Origin of the sequence: Paraburkholderia sp., from assembly GCF_004298475.1 — a bacterium.
Taxonomy (GTDB): Bacteria; Pseudomonadota; Gammaproteobacteria; order Burkholderiales; family Burkholderiaceae; genus Paraburkholderia; species Paraburkholderia denitrificans.
This window is the reverse complement of the sequence record NZ_SCRP01000017.1, coordinates 23,135-35,906: the sequence shown is the minus strand read 5'-3', so window position 1 is coordinate 35,906 and position 12,772 is coordinate 23,135. Positions and strand designations below refer to the sequence as shown.

Genomic DNA, 12,772 nt, shown 5'->3' with positions numbered 1-12,772 from the left:
GGCTGCGTGGCAGGATGGTCGTGACATTCGATCCTATACCCGGTTCGCAAATGCCGGACCGTCGCAGTTCAATATGAGATGGGGATGTGCGCCGGAGGTTCAACCGCGACATTTGCGCCCATTGATGTTGCAGTGGCAACGAATGCATCTTGATTGGATGGATTCGGGGCGCGATGTTGCTCGTTGTTGCGTTATATGCAACGGTGACGCGGCCATCCGCTGACCCGCCTGGCGTAGGCGCTAACGCGTCCATGCGTTGCCGCGCATTGCCCGCCGGACAGCCGCACGGCATTGCGGATGCTGCACCGCGGCACGGCGTACAATTTTCTGCATCGCGGCGGCGCGGCTCGCGCCGTCACCCGGACTCAGCAGATCGCGGACGTCAGGCCGAAGTCCCGGCCCGCGCCGCAGGGACGGATGTGGAGACATGGATCAGATCGACTGTGTAGTGATCGGCGCAGGCGTCGTCGGGCTGGCGGTGGCGCGCGCGCTCGCGGCGCGCGGGCGCGAGGTGATCGTGCTGGAAGCCGCCAGCGCCATCGGCACCGGCACCAGTTCGCGCAACAGCGAGGTCATTCACGCCGGGCTCTACTACCCGCGCGGCTCGCTGAAAGCCACGCTCTGCGTGCGTGGCCGCGAGATGCTCTACGCGTACTGCGCGGCGCGCCACGTCGAACACGCGCGCTGCGGCAAGCTGCTCGTCGCCACGGCGACCAACCAGATCCCGCAGCTTGAAGCGATTCTGGCGCGCGGCAAGGAAAACGGCGTGTTCGATCTCACGCGCATCAGCGGCAGCGAGGCGCTCGCGCTCGAACCGGCGCTCGAATGCATCGCGGCCGTCTATTCGCCGCAAACCGGCATCGTCGACAGCCATCAGCTCATGCTTGCGTTACAGGGCGACGCCGAACGCGACGGCGCGGTGATCGCGCTCCAGTCGCCGGTCGAGTCGATCGATGTGGCGCCGAATGGCTTCGTCGTCCGGGTTGGCGGCGAGTCGCCGGCCGAAGTGCGCGCGGCCTGTGTCATCAACAGCGCCGGCCTGCAGGCGACCGCCGTGGCGCGGCGCATCCGTGGCCTCGACGCGCGCCACATCCCGCCGCTCTATCTCGCGCGCGGCAACTACTTCGGCGTAACGGGGCGCGTGCCGTTTTCGCGCCTCATCTATCCGATGCCGAACGAGGCCGGGCTGGGCGTTCATCTCACGCTCGACATGGGTGGCCAGGCGCGCTTCGGCCCAGACGTCGAGTGGATCGATGCCATCGACTACAACGTCAATCCGCAACGCGCCAATACGTTCTACGCGCAAATCCGCCACTACTGGCCCGCCTTGCCCGACGGCGCGCTGCAACCGGCTTACGCCGGCATCCGGCCGAAGCTCTCGGGCCCGGGCGAAGCCGCCGCCGATTTCATGATCCAGGGCGCCGCCGCGCACGGCGTGCACGGGCTCGTGAACCTGTTCGGGATCGAATCGCCGGGGCTGACGGCGTCGCTGGCGATTGCCCAGCGCGTGTGCGAACTGGCCGACGCGCGCTGAGCGGACCCCGCGAGGCCCAGCTCGCGGGGTGTGTTGCGTGTGGTTTAGCTCGAAGTGCTTACCACGAATGCCCGAGGCCGCCGTTGACCATCAGGCGCGAGCCATTGACCGTGCCCAAGCCCAGTTTGACCACGGTGTTCTGGGCAATTCGCACGCTGCCGCCGATTGCAACGGCCGTATAGCCGCCGTAGTTGCCGAAGCCGACACTGGCCGATGCGACCTTGCCCGGATCGACCTGTGGCATCCCCGCGAGCGCACCGGCGATTGCAATGCCGGAGTACGCGGTACGCGCGAGGTGATTCACGCCTTCCTGCATGGAATCCAGCCGCTGGTCGGTGTACCGGTTCGCCGTTTCGGTTGCTGCCGTGAGCTGGCGGACGTTGACGGCGTCCGTCGCCTCCGTGCCGTCCGCGACGTTGACGATCTGGCGCTGCTGGTCTGCACTGCCGACGGACACCACATTCGAGCGGCCGCCGTCGTTGGAGTTGGCGCCGAGCGCCACCGAGTTCGAGCCCGCCGTGACGGTCGGCTTGTCGTTGGTCGTGCCGTTCATGTCGGCCGCGATGCCGTTGGCGTTGACGACCGTCGTGTTGTTGATGATCGTCGACAGCGAGTTCAGCGTGTTGTTGATGTTCGCCACGCCCGTCGACAGCGAGGCCACGTTGCTGTTCGTCGTGCCGAGGCCGGTGGACAGCGAGTCGAGGCCAGCCGAGGTCGTTGTCGACAGCGAGTCGAAGTTGTTGTTCGCCGAGCTCAGGCCGGTCGACAGCGAGGAGACGTCGCTCTTCGTGTCGCCCAGACTCGTCGACAGCGACGACATGTTCGACGCAAGCGATGTCGACAGGCTGTTGAGAGCCTGGTTCGTCGCGTTGAGCTGGCTGCCGTTGATCGCGTCCGTGCTGGTGCCCGAGACACGGCCGGCTGCAACGTTCGTGATCTGGCGTTCCAGCCCTGCTGCGCCGACGCTGAAGACGCCCACCGGCGCGATGCCGGCGACCGCATACGAAGCGTTGCCGATCGTGATGGTCGGCACTGCGACTGCGTTGCCCGTGGTCGAATTTGCGCCCATCGCAATCGAGTTCGCGACGTTGGCCTGCGCGTTCGTGCCGAAGGCGAGCGCGTCGGTCGCCGTGGCGTTGGCGCCCGAGCCGTAGGCCTGTGCGCCGATGGCGCTTGCGACGGCCTGGTTGCCGAGCGCGATCGTGTAGTCCTGGGTGGCCTGGTTCGCGTTGCCGAGCGCCAGTGCGCCGGTGCCGGTTGCCGTGCTGTCCGCGCCGATCGCCACGGCGCCGGTACCGGTCGCGACGTTCGGGTCGCCGATTGCGACCGCGCCGTTGCCGCTTGCCGTGTTGCCGGAGCCGAGCGATACGGCCTGGCCGCCGGACGCCGATGCGTTCTGGCCGATGGCAACCGCACCGTCCGACTGGGCATTCGAGCCATCGCCGACCGCGACACTGCTCGTGCCTGCCGCTTTGGCTTTGACGCCTACCGCGAGGGAGTGGATGCCGGTTGCACCGCTGCCGTCGTGGTTGTCCTGCGGCGTGCCGTTGTCGTTCACGCTGTGATAGCGCGTCTGCGCATCGTTGATTGCGTTCGTGGTCGACAGGGACAGCGACAGGATCAGGTCTTTGGTATCGCGGATGCCCGTGGACAGCGAAAACATGCCGGTCGCGGTCGAGGTGGACAGCACCGCGAGGGAACTATCGGTCGAACTCAAGCTGGAAGTCAGCACACCGATCGAGCTGTTGGCCGTCGAGAGGCTGTTGAAAGTCGACGTCGATAGCGCAGCGAGGGAACTACCGGTCGAGCTCAAGCTGGAAGTCAGTACGCCGATCGAGCTGTTGGCTGTCGAGAGGCTGTTCGAAGTCGACGTCGATAGCGCAGTGAGGGAACTACCGGTCGAGCTCAAGCTGGAAGTCAGCACGCCGATCGAGCTGTTGGCCGTCGAGAGGCTGTTCAAAGTTGACGTCGACAGCGTCGCGAGGGAACTACCGGTCGAGCTCAAGCTGGAAGTCAGTACGCCGATCGAGCTATTGGCCGTCGAGAGGCTGGCCGAAGTCGACATGGACAATGAATTCAACTGCCCCACATTGACGGCATCGGTAGCTTGCGTACCGGCGTCCACATTGACGATTTTGCGCTGGTTTTTACTCGATCCGACCGAGACGACATTGTTTACGCCGTCATCGGATGAACCGTTTCCGAGCACCACGCTGCCCGTTCCGGATGCGCTTGCTTTCACACCCAGGGCGACACCTCCGCCAGTCGCCTTCGCGTACGAGCCAATTGCAGTATTCGCCTGATCATTCTTTCCACGCTCACCTGCAGTTGCACCCGTGCCAATTGCAGTGTCGAAATTAGCCGCCGCCGCCGCGTTTGCTCCAATCGCGATGGGATCTGCGTTATTCCCGCATACGGCTGCACCCGCCCCATCTCCTGCTATCGCACCCGAGCCGTAGGCTATCGGCGTGTTGCACGTTAGAGCCGGACCAATTGTGCCGCCGTCAAAGGCGCCAGCCAGTGCCTCGCCCGAACAACACAAACCGAGAATGGCCGGAAGGAGGACAGTGGAGGCGGTTTTTTTGCCGCGTGCGCGAGCATGCTCCGGGACGGCAATCCAGGAACCCAATGCTTCACTAAATATAGAGTGGTAAATCCTGTTCATTTCTGTATTGCGAGATCGTGTTGATGGTATGAGGGAAAATTGATAAACAAAACTAAACTTCTATAAAACCTACAAAACCCGAGACTTTTTGTTAAATGCAGTTGAAACTCTGATATCCCAGATAGCCCCCTGTATTCGCTCAAGTGCCGCTCCGATGTGGCGCTTCTGAATTGGTTTAGCCGATGCGCGGTTGCTAGCCGGATTGTCAATTCGCAATCCTGATCAATCATGTCGTGATGCCTGTTTGCGTTGCCTGATGCCTGCCAGGTCCGTGCGTTAGCGATATGTGTCTTTGCTAACCGCAGTGTCGTTGCCGTGCGCGGTGCGCGTGTTCGCCAGTCACTGGCGATACGTTTGAGCTGCAGCGTTTGCGCGACGTGGTGCCATCTGTGACACCGTCGTCCTTCGTCTTGTTATTGCGCCGTTTCCATCACCCGCTCTTGAGTCCGCGTCCGTCGGGGAAAAGCCGCCAACCTCTATCAATATGGCCGCTTCACATCGGTGCACACCGGCCATTTTTCAGGTGGCCGCTCACCTTTCAAAAAGCTTTCGGAGTGTAAACGTATGCGCGTTTCATGTGCAAGAGGAAAAATCGCGATCCTCGTTGAAGTGGTTGCGATTTATCTGACATTTACTGTGATATGGCCCTTGCGACCATGAGGAACTGCTTTGTGGAACGGCAAATTACGCGGTTGTTTGCTGGAGTTGAGGTTGGTATGACAGTCAGGAAAGGCGGGTGCCTGTCGGTCAATATCTACGCAGTTTGCTTGTCTCGGGAGAGCGCCTCTATATCCGATCCGGAACTTCATTGTTATGCTTGCGCCGCGCTGTCATAGAACCGCGTATTGCCCCACATATTGGATATTGGAGTGACTCTTTCATGAAATCGTCCCGCCGCAGCTTCCTGATCACGAGCATTGGTGTTGCAACGACCGTCGCGCTGTCGAAGCAGGCTTTCGCTGCCGACGCAACGAAGGTTAGCGAATCCGACGCCATGGCCGTGACGCTGGGCTACAAGATCGACGCGACCAAGGTCGACAAGGCGAAGTTCGCCAAGTACGTCGCAGGCGAGAAATGCGACAACTGCGCGCTGTTCCAAGGCAAGGCCGCTGACGCATGGGGCCCGTGCCCGATGTTCGGCGGCAAGCAGGTTTCGGGTAAGGGCTGGTGCAACGGCTACAACAAGAAGGCTTAAGCGCCGTTTGTCGTAGATCGACCGCTCCCGCAAACTCTGCACGGATGCGTCAATCAGACGCGGGGCATTGGTCCACGCGCCTGCAGTAAAGGCGGTCGCCGGCCAAACCACGGCCGCGCCGCCTCAAGCTGCGCCGCAAGGCGCAGCAGCAGTGCATCGTTGCCGTCGCGCGCGGCGAACTGCACGCCTATCGGCAGTCCACGCGCGCTCCACATCAGCGGCACCGACATCGACGGCTGGCCCGTCAGGTTGAACAACTCGGTACAGCCCGCCCAGGCGAACGCCTTGTTCGAAGCCTCCATCAGCAACTTTCGCATCAACGCTTCCATCGGCATGGCCGTGACTGCGCGCATCTGCAGGCGCTCGGTCTGTGACGGCTTAAGCTCGCCGATCTTTACCGGCGCCGCCGCGAGCGTCGCGCAGAGGATCACGTCGTAGCGCGTCATGAGATCGGCGAGTTGCGCCGTGATGTGCTGCTGCACGTCGAGCGCGCTGGACAGATTGCGCTCGCCGAACTTGCGGCCGATATGCGCCATCGCCCACGTCGCCACTTCGAAATCCTGGCGGCGCGGCGTCGTGCCGGTCACGTCGTCGGCCTTGAGCACGGACTGCTCCGCCACGATTGACCACAGCATCAGAAACGCGTCGCGCGCGGCGGCGAAATCGACCGGCAGCGCAACCGGCTCCACCCGATGGCCGAGCGACGCGACGAGCGCGGCCGCATCGTCGACGGCGGCAAGTACCTCGGGCGTGAGCGAAAAGGCGAACATCGGGTCGGTGATGAGCGCGACGTTGAGTGCGAATCTGGGTTGATTCGCGTGGTCGAACGGCTCGCGAACCGCCGCGAGGAACGTGCCCGGCGCGCCGGGTGCGAGTGCGGGGTCGCCCGCGATGAGGTCGAGCGTCAACGCGCTGTCGCGCACGCTGCGCGAGATGGCCAGATCGACACCGAGCGCGCCCGGTGGCGGAGCGAGGTTCGAAGCCGGCTGGCGCGAGCGTGACGGTTTCAGGCCGAACAGGCCGCAGCACGACGCGGGAATGCGGATCGAGCCGCCGCCGTCCGATGCGTGTGCGAGCGGGACAACGCCCGCGGCGACCGCTGCCGCCGCGCCGCCGCTTGATCCGCCGGGCGTGTGGTCGAGGCTCCACGGGTTGCGGCATGCGCCGAAGAGTTCGGGCTCCGTGTACGGCATCTGGCCCAGTTCCGAGGCGCTCGTCTTGCCGAAGATGTTGAGGCCCGCCGCGCGAAAGCGCGTGACGACCGGAGCGTCCTCGGCGGGCACGTAGTGGCGGTAATGTCGGCTGCCGAACGTCATGCGCAGTCCCGCCACCGCCGCGCCGAGATCCTTCACGAGGAACGGCACGCCGGCGAGCGGGCCGTCGGCGAGCGCATCGATGCCGTTCGCGCCCGCCTCGATCCGCGCTGCGCGGCGGCGTGCCGCGTCGTAGTCCTTGAGCACGATCGCGTTGATCGCGGGATTGGCCGCTTCTGCGTGCGCAATCGCCGTATCGAGCAGTTCGCGCGCGCTCACGTCGCCGCGCTTGACGAGTTCGGCGAGGCCGATGGCGTCATATTCCAGATAGTCGGACTGCAAGATGCGGCCTCCTGTGACTGGCGAACGGGCGATGCGTGAGCGCCTGGCTGACGGTGATTGTGGCGGTAAGCGTGACGGCGAAACCGAAACCGAAGCCGTCACCCGGCGCCTGTGATGCCGGTCAGCCGCCGTGGGCGTGCAGATGCCCGGCGAGGAACGTCAGCGTGCGGCCATGCGCGAGCGCCGAAGCGTGCTGGTTGTACGACGCGCGCGCCGAGCAGTTAAAGCCGTGCTCGGCGTTCGGGTACAGGTGAAATTCGGCGTTGTCGCGGCCTGCGAAGCGCTCTTTCACCTGGCCCACCGCGTCGGGCGGAATGGCGTGGTCGAGTTCGGCGTAGTGGAACTGGATCGGCACGGTCACCTTGTCGGCGACGCCGAGTGCGTTCTGGATGCCGCCGCCGTAGTAGGAGACCGCCGCGTCGAGCGTGTCGTTCGCCGCCGCCAGATAGGCGAGGCGGCCGCCGAAGCAGTAGCCGATGGCCGCGACCTTCCCGGTGCACTCGCGCATCTGGCGCAGCACCGTGGCCGCCGCGCCGATGTCCTGCGCGGCGAGTGCCGCATTGGTCTTTTGCAGCAGCTCGATCCCCTTGTCGCGGTCCGCGCCCACATATTCCAGTTCGACGCGCGGCTGCGTGCGCCAGAAAATATCCGGTGCGATGGCAACGAAACCGTCGAGCGCGTACTGCTCGACGACGTCGCGAATATGGCCGTTGACGCCGAAGATTTCCTGCACGATGACGATGCCCGGGCCCTTGCCGCCTTTCGGCAGCGCGAGGAAGCCGCAGAAGCTGTCGTTACCGGCCGGAATGTCGATCCATCGAGTCGATACGCTCACGTTGCTCTCCTTGCTGTTCGGGTTGCCTGTCTGCGAAATGCGGGACAGTTTGCCACACCCCGACGATGGCCTGCCGCGCCTGAAGCGCGTTCTACGTTCTGATGGGAGGATTCTGACGATTCCGATTATTCAATTTCTCATGGGCTTTCGCCACGGGCTTTCGCCACGGGCTTTCGCCACGTGCTTTCGCCACGTGCTTTTGCCACGGCATGGCGCCGCACAGCCAATGCACACGCGGCTCTGCGCGTTGACATAATTAATCGAATGTTTAATTGAACGAATAACAAACCCGGCGACTTCACTCGATGCAGGCGCCGATTTTCGTGACACGCCGTCGCACGATCAGCGCAATATCCTGAATTCAGTCGCCCGAAGCTTCCGGGAAGCTTTCTGGCCGATTGCGGCCTCTATTGAAAACCCCCTGTATTTAAGGCGTAAAAGCGTATCTTTAAGGGGCTGGAAGGGTGGGGGTAGAAAGCCTATTGGTACTCATACCAATATCTGAAAAAAATCCCCCCATTTAATTTGATCGCCTACACTTGCGCGCAAGTATGACCGGGCGGCCTGCAATGAACGGGCCCGCCGGCATGCTCGCCAGGTGCATCGACGATGCATCCTGCGTGGTCGTCCGCACGGGGAGCGACACGTTCGGTGCAGGGGAGCACGGGACGATTACGTTGCTTTTGGGTTCGAAACTGGAGACTTATATGACTATCAAGCTTCAAAAGCTGTTGCCGATCAGCGCCGCAGCCATGCTGTTCGCCGTGATTTCCACGGCAGCTAGCGCAGACGTAGTGGTCAAGATCGGCCACGTCGCCCCGCTGACGGGCGGCATCGCTCACCTCGGCAAGGACAACGAAAACGGCGCGCGTCTCGCGGTCGAAGAGATCAACGCAAAGGGCCTCGTGATCGGCGGCCAGAAGGTTACGCTGCAACTCGACGCGCAGGACGACGCAGCCGACCCGCGCACGGCCACGCAAGTTGCACAGAAGCTCGTCGACGACAAGGTCGTCGCGGTGGTGGGCCACCTGAACTCGGGCACCTCGATCCCGGCTTCGAAGATCTATAGCGATGCGGGCATCGTGCAGATCTCGCCGTCGGCAACCAACCCGGCCTACACGCAGCAAGGCTTCAAGACGACCTACCGCGTCGTCGCGACCGATGCGCAGCAAGGCCCGGCACTCGCCAACTACGCCGCCAAGACCCTGAACCTGAAGAGCGTCGCGATCGTCGACGACTCGACCGCTTACGGCCAGGGCCTCGCAAACGAGTTCGAGAAGACCGCCAAGTCGCTCGGCATGAAGGTGCTGTCGCATGACGCGACGAACGACAAGGCCGTGGACTTCCGCGCAATTCTCACGAAGATCAAGGGCGAAAACCCCGACGCGATCATGTACGGCGGCATGGACGCCACCGGCGGCCCGTTCGCCAAGCAGGCGAAGCAACTGGGCCTGCGCGCGAAGGTGCTCGCGGGCGACGGCGTCTGTACCGACAAGCTGTCCGATCTGGCCGGCGACGCGACCGACAACATCGTGTGCTCGGAAGCGGGCATGGCGCTCGAAAAGATGCCGCAAGGCAAGGAGTTCGAAGCGAAGTTCGAGAAGCGCTTCGGCCAGCCGATCCAGATCTACGCACCGTTCACGTATGACGCCGTGTACATCATCGTCGACGCGATGAAGCGTGCGAACTCGACCGAACCGGCGAAGATCCTCGCTGCGATGCCGACGACCGACTACAAGGGCGTGATCGGCGAGACGACCTTCGACTCGAAGGGCGACCTCAAGCACGGCGTGATCTCGCTGTACAACTACAAGTCAGGCAAGAAGACGCTGCTCGACGTCGTCAAGATGTAAGGCGACTGCCGCGCAAGCGGCATGAGAGCAGTATCAAAGTGGTATCAAGCGGCACGCGGACGAAAGTCCGCGTGCTTTTTTTTGCCCGTATATGGCGTGTCAGATTCCGAGCCGTTTGAGTACCTTCGGCGCGGCCCACGCGATGAGCGCGGCGCACAGCGCCACGACGGCCAGCCCGGTCGTGAGACTGGTCACCTGCGCGATGGCGCCGATCACGACCGGCCCGAACAGCAGGCCGAAATACGCAATGCCCGCGACATGCGCGAGCCCTTCGGCGGCATGGATGCCCTTCACGCGGGCGGCGGCGGTGAACAGCACCGGCATCATGTTTGCGAGGCCGAGGCCCATCAGCGTGAAACCCATGAGCGCGGTGAACGCAAACGGCAGCACGAGTACGCCGACCATCCCGGCACACGCGAGCGACGCGCTCGCCATGACGAGCTGCGGCGCGCCGAAGCGCTTGCGCACGGCGTCGCCCGCGAAACGCGCGGCGGCCATGCCGCCCGAGAACGCGGCATACGCGGCGCTCGCGAGCGCGGGCGTGGCGACGACCACGTCGCGCATATAGACCGTCGCCCAGTCGTACATCGCGCCTTCGGCGATCAGGGCGATCAGCGCGATGCCGCCGAGCGCCCAGAGCGCGGGCGTGCGCCAGCGGTTGCCGGTGCGCGCGTGCTCGCCGTGGGTGGGATGCGGCACGTGCGGCAGCACGACCGGGCACGACGCGAGCAGCACGAGCGTGGCGAGCGCGGACGCGAGCGCGAGATGGACCGCGGGCGCCATCCCGTGCGCGAGCAGCGCGCCGCCGATCGCCGCGCCCGCCATGCCGCCGAGGCTGAACATGCCGTGCAGCGCCGACATGATCGGACGGCCGAGCGACTCTTCTACCGCACTGGCTTCGGCGTTCATCGCGACATCGAGCGTCGCCATGCCGACGCCGAACAGCGCCAGCACGACGAGCAGCATCCAGAACGCCGGTACGGCGAGGATCAGCGCGCCGCACACGGACATCGTGAGGCCGCCCGCAAGACACGCGCGGCGCGTGCCGGCGCGGGCGATCCAGCCGCCGATCGTCGTCATCGCGGCGATCGAGCCGCCTGCGACCGCGAACAGCGCGCACGACAGCAGTGCGGGGCTTAAATGAAAGCGGTCGCGCACGGTCGGAACGTGCACGCCCCAGGACGCATACATCATGCCGGCGATGAAGAAGAGCGCCATCGTGGCAAGGCGCGCGCGCTGACGCGTCGTCTCGGGCAGGGCGCGGTGCGCGGCAGCGGGCGAGGGCCCGCCGACGGCGGATTCTGCGGTTCGATCGGACACGGGAAGTTCCGGATAAGAAAAAAGGAAGGTGTCTGAAAGTAAGTGCCGATTCTAACGAAGGTCGCGACGCCTTGCCGCACTGCGACAAGTGCGCTGCACTAATATGATTACGCGCCCGGCACGCCGCCGGTGCAGCGCCGCCGTCACTGTACGGCCGAAGCCGATTAGCCAGAGGACGCACCCATGAAGGTACCCGCTCAAGCTCCGCTCCATTTGCTGCACCAGGTTCCGGTCGGTACGCTCGCGACGCACGCGCGCGAGCCGCATGGTTTTCCGTATCCGAGCCTCTTGCCGTTCGCGCCGGACGCGTTGCACCGCCCGGTGATTCTCGTCAGCCGGCTTGCCGAGCACACCCGCAATCTGCAGGGCGATCCGCGCGCGGGCTTTCTTGTCGCGCATGTGCCGGACGGCGACGTGCTCAACGCGCCGCGCGAGACGCTGCTCGGTGTCTTCGCGCCGGTCGATGCCGACGACGAGGCAGACGTCGCGCGCCGCTATCTGCGCTATCACCCCGACGCGCAGCGCTATCTCGATCTCGGTGATTTCGCGTTCTGGGTGCTGCACGTCGAGCGGTTGCGCTATATCGCCGGATTTGGGGCGATGGGCTGGCTGGACGGCGCGGATCTCGACACGCTCGATCCGCTGTCAGCTCAGGACGAGGTAACGCTGGTCGCATTCTTCGAAGCGCATGCTGCGCGGCGGCCGGGGCTCGAACTGGTGGGCGTCGACCGCTACGGCGCCGATCTGCGGTTCGACGGCGTGCGCACGCGCTTTATCTTTGACGCCCCGCAACCGGATCTTCCGTCCTTGTACGCGGGGTTGGCGGATTGCATCGAGCGCCATCGGGTCTGAATTATTTCTTGACGTGATGCAGGCGCCGGCACACGACAATTGAATCTTGTCATCCTGCCTCGGATGATGCTACGACGGTATTCGCAAAAGTTCGCATGAAATGAAATGTTCGACGTTTCCAAACCAGAACATTTCCATAAATTGATAATTAAGTGGGGTGGAATAATCCATCAAACGCCCCATTAAGCGCGCGTGCTGATTTGTAGCGGATAAGAAAAGGATGAAAAACGGGTAAGCCGCGGACGAGAAGCACAGGATGTCACGTTGCGACCGGGCTATTCTGACTCCCGGTTTATAATAATTTTTATTCCTTACACTTTTACGGATATTCAATTTTGTGCTAATCTCGCCTCCACTTTCCGGGGCACAGAACCGTCATTCGGCATACCGGCACAAGACCGGTGGCCGTAAATGCCAAAACCACAAAGGTAACTATGTCTTCCTACAAGGAACTACTCGCCCAGCGTGAAAAGCTGGAGAAGCAGATTGAAGAGGCGAAGGCACGTGAATACGCCGAAGTTCTTGACGAAATCAAGCAAAAAATGGCCGATTACGGCATTACGCTTGCCGAACTCGGCGGTGGCCGCGCCGGCGGCAAGAACGCCAAGGCGAACCGCTCGCGGGCCAGCGTAGCCCCCAAATATCGCGACCCCGAAAGCGGTGCCACGTGGTCCGGCCGCGGCAAGCCGCCCCGCTGGATTGCTGGTCAAGACCGTGAAAGGTTTCTGATCGAGAAGTAATACCGGCGTAAATCATCGGGCGGGTCCTGGTCAGTCCCGAGGTTCAGCCTTATGGGGCAGCGCCAGGGGCCAGTCTTGAAGAAGTCCGATCCCAAGGGCCCGCCTGGTCGAAAGCCGCGCAAGTCGTCATGACGCGCGGCTTTTTTGCTGTCTGCGATCCGGCTGTCGGGCAGCCTCGATGCG

Annotated in this window: 9 protein-coding genes and 1 pseudogene; 5 read left to right on the top strand and 5 right to left on the bottom strand. The window is 63.5% G+C overall.

Annotated elements, in window-relative coordinates; translation table 11 throughout:
• Positions 1-427 precede the first annotated feature (427 nt).
• Positions 428-1,534, top strand: a complete 1,107-nt coding sequence (locus EPN59_RS09830) for an NAD(P)/FAD-dependent oxidoreductase (protein ID WP_293040611.1) — start codon at positions 428-430, stop codon at positions 1,532-1,534.
• 58 nt (positions 1,535-1,592) lie between these two features.
• On the opposite strand, the gene EPN59_RS09825 is transcribed toward EPN59_RS09830, so the two are convergent.
• Together EPN59_RS09825 and EPN59_RS09820 are read right to left on the bottom strand one after the other, a co-directional pair.
• The gene (locus tag EPN59_RS09825; protein ID WP_293040657.1) at positions 1,593-3,197 is read right to left on the bottom strand and encodes a YadA-like family protein; all 1,605 of its coding nucleotides are present in this window, start codon (positions 3,195-3,197) and stop codon (positions 1,593-1,595) included.
• Between the two features lie 414 nt (positions 3,198-3,611).
• Positions 3,612-4,199 (bottom strand): annotated as a pseudogene (locus EPN59_RS09820) (ESPR-type extended signal peptide-containing protein); the annotation flags it as partial.
• Between the two features lie 880 nt (positions 4,200-5,079).
• On the opposite strand from EPN59_RS09820, the gene EPN59_RS09815 reads away from it, so the two are divergent.
• Positions 5,080-5,394, top strand: coding sequence for a high-potential iron-sulfur protein (locus EPN59_RS09815; protein ID WP_293040609.1), 315 nt, complete (start codon positions 5,080-5,082; stop codon positions 5,392-5,394).
• A gap of 53 nt (positions 5,395-5,447) precedes the next feature.
• Here EPN59_RS09815 and EPN59_RS09810 read toward each other — a convergent pair whose 3' ends face one another.
• Together EPN59_RS09810 and EPN59_RS09805 are read right to left on the bottom strand one after the other, a co-directional pair.
• Positions 5,448-6,989: an amidase gene (locus EPN59_RS09810; protein WP_293040606.1), complete on the bottom strand. Its 1,542-nt coding sequence runs from the start codon at positions 6,987-6,989 to the stop codon at positions 5,448-5,450.
• A 121-nt stretch (positions 6,990-7,110) separates the two neighbouring features.
• Complete coding sequence (locus tag EPN59_RS09805) at positions 7,111-7,824, bottom strand: dienelactone hydrolase family protein (RefSeq protein WP_293040604.1); 714 nt, start codon at positions 7,822-7,824, stop codon at positions 7,111-7,113.
• Between the two features lie 707 nt (positions 7,825-8,531).
• On the opposite strand from EPN59_RS09805, the gene EPN59_RS09800 reads away from it, so the two are divergent.
• Positions 8,532-9,677, top strand: a complete 1,146-nt coding sequence (locus EPN59_RS09800) for a branched-chain amino acid ABC transporter substrate-binding protein (RefSeq protein WP_293040601.1) — start codon at positions 8,532-8,534, stop codon at positions 9,675-9,677.
• 99 nt (positions 9,678-9,776) lie between these two features.
• Here the strand turns inward: EPN59_RS09800 and EPN59_RS09795 are convergent, their stop codons facing one another.
• The gene (locus EPN59_RS09795) at positions 9,777-10,997 is read right to left on the bottom strand and encodes an MFS transporter (protein ID WP_293040599.1); all 1,221 of its coding nucleotides are present in this window, start codon (positions 10,995-10,997) and stop codon (positions 9,777-9,779) included.
• A gap of 183 nt (positions 10,998-11,180) precedes the next feature.
• Between EPN59_RS09795 and EPN59_RS09790 the strand changes: the two genes are divergently transcribed.
• Both EPN59_RS09790 and EPN59_RS09785 read left to right on the top strand, forming a co-directional pair.
• Positions 11,181-11,849: a pyridoxamine 5'-phosphate oxidase family protein gene (locus EPN59_RS09790; protein WP_293040596.1), complete on the top strand. Its 669-nt coding sequence runs from the start codon at positions 11,181-11,183 to the stop codon at positions 11,847-11,849.
• A gap of 434 nt (positions 11,850-12,283) precedes the next feature.
• A complete protein-coding gene (locus EPN59_RS09785) occupies positions 12,284-12,589 on the top strand; it encodes an H-NS histone family protein (protein WP_293040594.1) in 306 nt (101 codons plus the stop codon).
• Positions 12,590-12,772 lie beyond the last annotated feature (183 nt).

Excerpts from the sequence above, each read along its gene's own strand:
- EPN59_RS09830 (WP_293040611.1), top strand. The coding sequence starts at position 428 with ATGGATCAGATCGACTGTGTAGTGATCGGCGCAGGCGTCGTCGGGCTG.
- EPN59_RS09825 (WP_293040657.1), bottom strand. The coding sequence starts at position 3,197 with ATGTTTTCGCTGTCCACGGGCATCCGCGATACCAAAGACCTGATCCTG.
- EPN59_RS09815 (WP_293040609.1), top strand. The coding sequence starts at position 5,080 with ATGAAATCGTCCCGCCGCAGCTTCCTGATCACGAGCATTGGTGTTGCA.
- EPN59_RS09800 (WP_293040601.1), top strand. The coding sequence starts at position 8,532 with ATGACTATCAAGCTTCAAAAGCTGTTGCCGATCAGCGCCGCAGCCATG.
- EPN59_RS09790 (WP_293040596.1), top strand. The coding sequence starts at position 11,181 with ATGAAGGTACCCGCTCAAGCTCCGCTCCATTTGCTGCACCAGGTTCCG.
- EPN59_RS09785 (WP_293040594.1), top strand. The coding sequence starts at position 12,284 with ATGTCTTCCTACAAGGAACTACTCGCCCAGCGTGAAAAGCTGGAGAAG.